Below are 6643 nucleotides of genomic sequence, written 5' to 3' on the forward strand. Positions count from 1 at the left end.
GCCATGCTCGACAAGGAAATTGCGTCCGCCATCCTGAAAAGCGTCGACGAGGGCTTCGACGAGCAGGTGGCTTTCACCCAGGATCTGGTGCGCCTGCCGTCGCTGCGCGGGGAGGAGCACACCGCGCAGGACTTCATGGCTGCGGCCATGCGCAAGCGCGGCTTCGACGTGGATCAGTGGCGCATCGACGTGGAGGCCATCAAGGACCTGCCCGGCTTCGCCCCGGTGAAGATCTCCTACGAGAACGCCTTCAACGTGGTGGGCAGCTACCGTCCCAAGGCGGTGAGCGGCCGTTCGCTGATCCTGAACGGACACATCGACGTGGTGCCCACCGGCTCATGGGACCGCTGGACCCGCACGCCCTTCGACCCGCACGTCGAGGATGGGTGGATGTATGGCCGCGGCGCCGGCGACATGAAGGCAGGTCTCGGCCTGATGCTCTATGCCTACGACGCCATCCTGCGCGCTGGCTATGCGCCGGCGGCGCCGATCCACTTCCAGTCGGTCGTGGAGGAGGAGTGCACCGGCAATGGCGCGCTCGCCTGCCTGCAGCGCGGCTACAAGGCCGACTGTGCCCTGATCCCCGAGCCGATCGAGCCGATCCTGCTGCGCGCCCAGGTGGGACTGATATGGTTCCAGGTGCATGTCTCGGGCGATCCGCAGCACGCCTCGGGCTATCAGGACGCGGGCACCAACGCCATCGAGAAGGCCTTCGGCATCTGGCAGCAGCTCAAGGAGTTGGAGAAGGACTGGAACGCGCGCAAGGTCGAGCACCCGCTCTACAAGGACCATCCGCACCCCATCCGCTTCAATCTGGGCAATGTCGCCGGCGGCGAATGGACCTCCAGCGTGCCGGCAGCCTGCACCATCGAGGTGCGGGTCGGAGTCTATCCCGGTTGGAAGCTGGAGGACGCCCGCGCCGAGATCGAGGCCTGCGTGCGCCAGGCGGCCATGAGCGATCCCTACCTCAGCAACAATCCGCCGACCGTCGAGTATCACGGCCACATGGCGGAGGGCTATGTGCTGGAGAACGCCGAGGAGCCGGAGAAGGTGCTGGCCGACAGCCACCGCGCAGTCTTCGGCAAGGATCTCACCGAACACGTCACCTCGGCGGCGACCGATGCCCGCTTCTTCGGGCTCTACCAGGACACGCCGGGCATGGTCTACGGGCCGGTCTGCGAACAGCCGCACGGCTTCGACGAGCGGGTCGATCTCGAATCGGTGCGTCAGGTGACCAAGACCTACGCCTTGTTCATTGCCGAGTGGTGTGGTTTGCAGTCACGATAGACAACAACCCACGATAGGGCCGCGCAGGCGGCAAGCAGGGAGAGGAGGGGACGCATGCGCAACCTTCGCATAGACGGCGACCGTCTTTGGTCCAGCCTTATGGAGATCGGGCGGATCGGAGAAACCCCGGCCGGTGGCTGCCGGCGACTGGCGCTGACCGATGAGGATCGCCGCGCGCGCGACCTCTTCTGCCGCTGGGCCCGCGAGGCCGGCTGCACCATCCGGGTCGATCCCATCGGCAACATCTTCGCTCGCCGAGGGGGGCGCGATGACGGCCTGCCGCCGGTCATGGTCGGCAGCCATCTGGACACCGTGCCCACCGGCGGCAAGTTCGACGGCATCCTGGGTGTGATGACGGGGTTGGAGATCCTGCGCACCCTGCACGACCAGGACATCGTCACCGAGGCTCCGGTGGAGGTGGCGGTCTGGACCAACGAGGAGGGCAGCCGCTTTTCGCCCATGACGCTAGGGTCCTCGGTCTACACCGGCGAGACCGACCTGGCCTTTGCTTACGGCCGCGCCGATGAGGAGAACGTCACGGTCCGCGAAGCGCTGGAAGCCATTGGCTACAAGGGCGAGGCCCCGCTCGGTGAGCGGCCCATCAAGGCCTACTTCGAGGTACACAATGAGCAGGGACCAGTGCTGGAAAGCCATGGCGAGTCGATTGGCATCGTCACCGGCTCCTTCTACGCGCGCTACTTCCTCGCCACCATCCGGGGTGAGGCGGCGCATGTGGGCCCGACGCCCATGGCTCGGCGCAAGGATGCCATGGTGGGCGCGGCGGCCCTCACCCTGGAGATCGACCGCATCGGTCGCAGCCATGGCGAGGACGGGCGCTCCAATGCACCGCACATCGAGCTCTATCCTAACGTGCGTGGGGTCATTCCCTCGGAGGTGCGGCTGAGCTGTGACGTGCGGCACAGCGACCCCGAAGAGGTGGCCGTGATGGAGAGCGAGCTGCGGGCGGCGGCCAAGGAAGTTGAGGCGGCGCGGGGCGTTTCCATCGAACTGGAGCAGTACTACGAGTTCGGGCCGATCCACTTCGACCCCGAGATGACGCAGGTGCTGCGCGACTGTGCCGACGGCCTCGGTCTGAAGCATCGCGACCTGCTGACCGTTGCCGGCCATGATGCCGTGCCCCTCAACCGCATCTGCCCTACGGCACTGCTCTTCGTCGCCAGTTGCAACGGCATCAGCCACAACGAAAACGAGGCCTGCAAACCCGAGGACGTGACCGACGGCGCCAATGTGCTGTTCCAGGCCGTGCTCAGCCAGGCGGGTCTGGCCGACGCGGCGGGAGCCCATTGATGGAGAACGCGATGCGCGGGGCCATGCGCCGCGGGGCCGTGGCCACGGCCAATCCCGACGGCGCCCGGGCCGGGCTGGAGGTGCTGGAGGCTGGCGGCAATGCCATCGATGCGGCCGTGGCCGCGGCCTTCGCCATGGGCGTGGTGGAGCCGCTGGACAACGGCATTGGCGCCAGCGGCTTCGCCCTGGTGCATTCCGCCAGCGAAGGGCGGACGGTGGCGGTGGATTTCCTCGGCACCGCACCGAAAGCCGCGCAGTTCGAGCTCACCCCGGCCTTCACCGGCTTCATGACCGGCTATCACCTGCTGGTGCGCGACCGGGCCAACGAGATCGGCCATCGCTCCGTCGCCGTGCCGGGCGCGGTGCGCGGCCTGGCCCACCTGGTGGAGCGCTTCGGCAGCCTGCCGTTCCGCGATGTCGTGGAGCCGGCGGCGCGCCTGGCCGAGGCGGGCTTTACCATGGACCGCTATCTGGCGGAGCGCATCGCCACCACCCGGGACTACATCGAGCGCTATCCGGAAACCGCCCGACTGTTCCTTGACGCCGAGGGCAATCCGCTGCCCGCCGGCGCGAAACTGCGTCTCACCGATCTCGCCGGCTCGCTGCGTCGCCTGCAGGAGGCAGGCCCCGATGATCTCTACGAAGGGGATTTGGCCGCGGCGATCCTGGCCGAGATCCAGCGCGGCGGCGGTTTCATGACCGCGGAGGACCTGGCGGCCTTCCGCCCCGTCGAGCGCCAGCCGGTGACCGGTCGCTATCTCGACTACGAGGTTGCCACCATGCCGCCGCCCTCCAGCGGCGCCTTCGTGCTTGCCGGCCTGGCCCACCTGCAGCGCGGCGCGGCCAAAGATCATCACCTCGCGCTCGGCACGGCCATGCAGCGGATGTTTGCGCTGCGCGCCTCCACGCTGGGCGACCCGGCGCAGACCCCGGTGGATCTCTCCTCGCTGGGCATCGACAACGAGAGCCTGCGGCTGCGCGAGCCGCCGCAGACCACCTCGCTGTCCACGATGGATGCGGCCGGCAATGCGGTCACCATCACCTATTCCAACATGAACCACTCCGGCGTGGTGGTGCCGGGCACGGGCATCGTACTCAACAACCAGCTCCTGCTCTTCAATCCCTGGCCGGGCACCCCCAACTCGCTCTCGGGCGGCAGGAAGCCGGTCAGCAGCATGATGCCGACCCTGCTGTTCGACGCGGCCGGTCAGGCGGCGGTCGCCATCGGCGGGTCGGGCAGCACGCGCATTCCAACCAGCCTGATGCAGGTGCTCTACCATCGCTTCGTGCGTGGCCTGCCGCTCGCAGAGGCACTGACCGAGCCGCGGCTGCACGCCGAGGGCACGCAGGTGACCGCGGATGCGGAGCTGGCCGAGGTGGCGGAGCAAGTCGCCGCAGAACTGGGCTGCAGTCTCGAACTGCTGCCCGGTCGCGACAGCAAGCTGGGCATCGTCCAGTGCATCAGCCGCGATGCCGACGGGAGCGTGGAGGCCATCGGCGACCCGCGCGCCGACGGTCAGGGGTTGGTTCTTTAGCAAGAAGCGCCCTTCCGTCTCAGGGCCTGCTGTGCTCAGCTTCCTTCCGTCTGCGACTGTCCGGCGTGAAAGGAGAAGCGGCATGAGCGTGAAGCAGCGCACGCAAGCCTTCTGTGCAGCATTCGGCCTGGAGGTCCCTCTCCTCATGGCGCCCATGGCCGGCTCCTCACCTCCGGGCCTGGCCGCGGCCGTGGCGCAGACGGGCGGCATGGGCGCCTGCGGCGCCCTGGCACTCGATCCCGATGGCATTGCCGACTGGGTGGCGCGTTTCCGCCAGATGTCCGGCGGCAGCTTTCAGATCAATCTCTGGATCCCCGACGAGCCCCAACCGCGCGATGCAGCCGTCGAGACATCCCAGGCCGACTTTATGGCCGGGTTCGGGCCGCGGCCTGAGGTTCCTGAAGGGCCGCTGCTGCAGGATTTCGATGCGCAGTTCGAGGCTCTGCTGGTCGCCCAGCCCCATGCTGCCTCCAGCATCATGGGGCTTTTTCGACCGGACCAGGTGGCGCGGCTCAAGGAAGCGGGCATCAAGTGGATCGCCACCGCCACCAGTCTGGGCGAGGCGCTGGAGGCCGAAGCGGCCGGCGCCGATGCGGTGATCGCCCAGGGGGCCGAGGCCGGTGGGCACCGGGGTGCCTTCACCCCCGAGGCGGCGGGGCGAGCCTCTGTGGGCAGCCTCGCCCTGATTCCGGTACTGGCTGATGCTCTCAAAGTGCCGGTGATCGCTGCCGGCGGCATTGGCGACGGTCGGGGTGTGGCGGCAACCCTGGTGCTGGGTGCTTCGGCGGTCATTCTCGGCACCGCCTTGCTCCGCACGCCCGAGGCCGATATTGCGGCGCCCTGGGCCGAGGCCCTGGCGCAGGCGCGCCCGGAGGATACGGTGGTGACGGCCGCTTTCTCCGGTCGCCCGGCGCGAGCCTTGCGTAACCGTTTCACCGATGCGGTGTCCGCGCCGGGCGCGCCCGCCCCGGCGGCCTATCCCGTCCAGCGCTTCCTCACCGAGCCCATGCGCAAGGCGGCCGTGGCCGAGCGCGACCCGGAGCGCCTCTATGCTCTGGCCGGGCAGGCCATGGGCCTGGCCCGCGCGGAGCCGGCCGAGAAGCTGCTGAGACGGGTTTGGCAGGAGGCCAGCGACCTCCTCCCCAGCTGACCTTTAGCGCACGCGGCAGAGGGTGTGGATGACCGCAATGGCCGAGCCGAACTCCTCGTTGCCCGGCAAGTAGGGTCGCGGCTCACTGATCGAGAGGACCGACCAGAGGCCTTCAGTCTCCAGGCGCTTGACCGTCGCGGCGAAGTCGAGCGCGGCCCAGCGATCACTGCGCTGGGTGAAGGTGATCACGCCGTCCTTGCGCACGCAGCGACAGAGGTCGCGCAGCAGGGCCTCGGCGTCCTCGATGTAGGTGAGAACGCCGATGGAAGCAGCCGCGTCATAGGCCTTGTCCTCGACCGGCAGCGGCACCTGTTGCAGGTCATGCTGCAGCAGTTGCTCATAGACGCCGCGGGTTCCGGCGCGTTTGAGGGATTCGGCGGAAATGTCGATGCCGTCGGCGCGGAAGTTTCCTCGGCGGCTCAGCGTCTCACCAAAAAGTCCGGTGCCGCAGCCGACGTCGAGCAGGCGCGCATTCGCTGGCAGATGGGGCATCAGCAGGTCCATGGCATCATCCGGCGCCTGATACTGCCACTGGTTCAGGGTTTCATCGTAGTTGCCGGCCCAATCATCGTAGTAGCTCGCCACGGCTTCGGAATCCGTCGAGCCTTCCTTCAGGCTGCTCAAACCCTGCGTCTTGCCTTTGCCAACCGATTGCATACTCAACTCCTTGGCAGTTGTTCCATGGAGCGCCTGCTAGGGGCGCTCGCGCCGCGCAGCTAAACTCCCCACGCCCGCCATGACAAGCCACGCCCCGTTGACGGGCAGCGCACCGCTCGATAGGAGGTAGCGCCATCGGCATGCGACCGCGGACGGAAGGGTGGCAGAGTGGTCGATTGCACCGGTCTTGAAAACCGGCGATGCGCGAGCATCCGTGGGTTCGAATCCCACCCCTTCCGCCATGTATGGTTGTGAATACAGGTAGATGTTCGTTCGTTGATCCCCGGCGCTTCCTGCCGTTCCCCGGCCGGCCGATGATGCTGTTCCGGCGCCTGACCCAGCCCAGACTTGATTTCTTTTGGCAGCTTTTGCACCGCCCCCTCTAATCGAACGGGGCGGGCTGGGGTGGAGCGTGTATAGCTCATGCCTCGTCGTGTGAGCGGCATGGAGTAATCGGCGGCCGATCGACGCCTGGCTCTCCTGACCCCTCGTGCGCGTGGAGGAAAAGAACAAAACAAGGAATAACCTGTCATGAAGCTTCGTCTTGTCGGGCTGAGCGCGCTTGGCTTTGCCGTCTGCCTGATTTTCTCGGCCGCTGCACAGATCGAACGCATCGCGGTGGGGGAGGTGGTCGCGACCATCGATGCCGCCCCCTACCGGGGCGAAACGCTCGAGGTGCCGTCCGAGGGCACGTCGACGGCCGAGG

Annotated in this window: 5 protein-coding genes and 1 tRNA gene; 5 read left to right on the plus strand and 1 reads right to left on the minus strand. The window is 67.5% G+C overall.

The features are described from left to right. Nucleotides 1-3 precede the first annotated feature (3 nt). The 4 genes from P2G67_RS15865 (at nucleotide 4) to P2G67_RS15880 (ending at nucleotide 5280) form a co-directional block, all read left to right on the plus strand. Nucleotides 4-1287, plus strand: a complete 1284-nt coding sequence (locus tag P2G67_RS15865; protein ID WP_275824282.1) for an ArgE/DapE family deacylase — start codon at nucleotides 4-6, stop codon at nucleotides 1285-1287. Nucleotides 1288-1341: 54 nt separating this feature from the next. Next, a complete protein-coding gene (locus P2G67_RS15870) occupies nucleotides 1342-2595 on the plus strand; it encodes a Zn-dependent hydrolase (protein WP_275824283.1) in 1254 nt (417 codons plus the stop codon). Continuing rightward, nucleotides 2595-4130 carry a gamma-glutamyltransferase family protein gene (locus P2G67_RS15875; RefSeq protein WP_275824284.1) on the plus strand — a complete coding sequence of 512 codons (1536 nt, stop codon included), beginning with the start codon at nucleotides 2595-2597 and terminating at the stop codon, nucleotides 4128-4130. Before P2G67_RS15870 ends, P2G67_RS15875 begins: the two co-directional genes overlap by 1 nt. 82 nt (nucleotides 4131-4212) lie before the next feature. Beyond that, the gene (locus tag P2G67_RS15880) at nucleotides 4213-5280 is read left to right on the plus strand and encodes an NAD(P)H-dependent flavin oxidoreductase (protein ID WP_275824285.1); all 1068 of its coding nucleotides are present in this window, start codon (nucleotides 4213-4215) and stop codon (nucleotides 5278-5280) included. A 3-nt stretch (nucleotides 5281-5283) separates the two neighbouring features. On the opposite strand, the gene P2G67_RS15885 is transcribed toward P2G67_RS15880, so the two are convergent. Next, nucleotides 5284-5937 carry a class I SAM-dependent DNA methyltransferase gene (locus tag P2G67_RS15885; protein WP_275824286.1) on the minus strand — a complete coding sequence of 218 codons (654 nt, stop codon included), beginning with the start codon at nucleotides 5935-5937 and terminating at the stop codon, nucleotides 5284-5286. A 154-nt stretch (nucleotides 5938-6091) separates the two neighbouring features. Between P2G67_RS15885 and P2G67_RS15890 the strand changes: the two genes are divergently transcribed. Further along, a tRNA-Ser gene (locus P2G67_RS15890) sits at nucleotides 6092-6179 on the plus strand. Nucleotides 6180-6643 lie beyond the last annotated feature (464 nt).

Origin of the sequence: Aquibaculum arenosum (genome assembly GCF_029222965.1) — a bacterium.
Taxonomy (GTDB): domain Bacteria; phylum Pseudomonadota; class Alphaproteobacteria; order Kiloniellales; family DSM-21159; genus Aquibaculum; species Aquibaculum arenosum.

Excerpts from the sequence above, each read along its gene's own strand:
- P2G67_RS15880 (WP_275824285.1), top strand. The coding sequence starts at position 4,213 with ATGAGCGTGAAGCAGCGCACGCAAGCCTTCTGTGCAGCATTCGGCCTG.
- P2G67_RS15865 (WP_275824282.1), top strand. The coding sequence starts at position 4 with ATGCTCGACAAGGAAATTGCGTCCGCCATCCTGAAAAGCGTCGACGAG.
- P2G67_RS15875 (WP_275824284.1), top strand. The coding sequence starts at position 2,595 with ATGGAGAACGCGATGCGCGGGGCCATGCGCCGCGGGGCCGTGGCCACG.
- P2G67_RS15870 (WP_275824283.1), top strand. The coding sequence starts at position 1,342 with ATGCGCAACCTTCGCATAGACGGCGACCGTCTTTGGTCCAGCCTTATG.
- P2G67_RS15885 (WP_275824286.1), bottom strand. The coding sequence starts at position 5,937 with ATGCAATCGGTTGGCAAAGGCAAGACGCAGGGTTTGAGCAGCCTGAAG.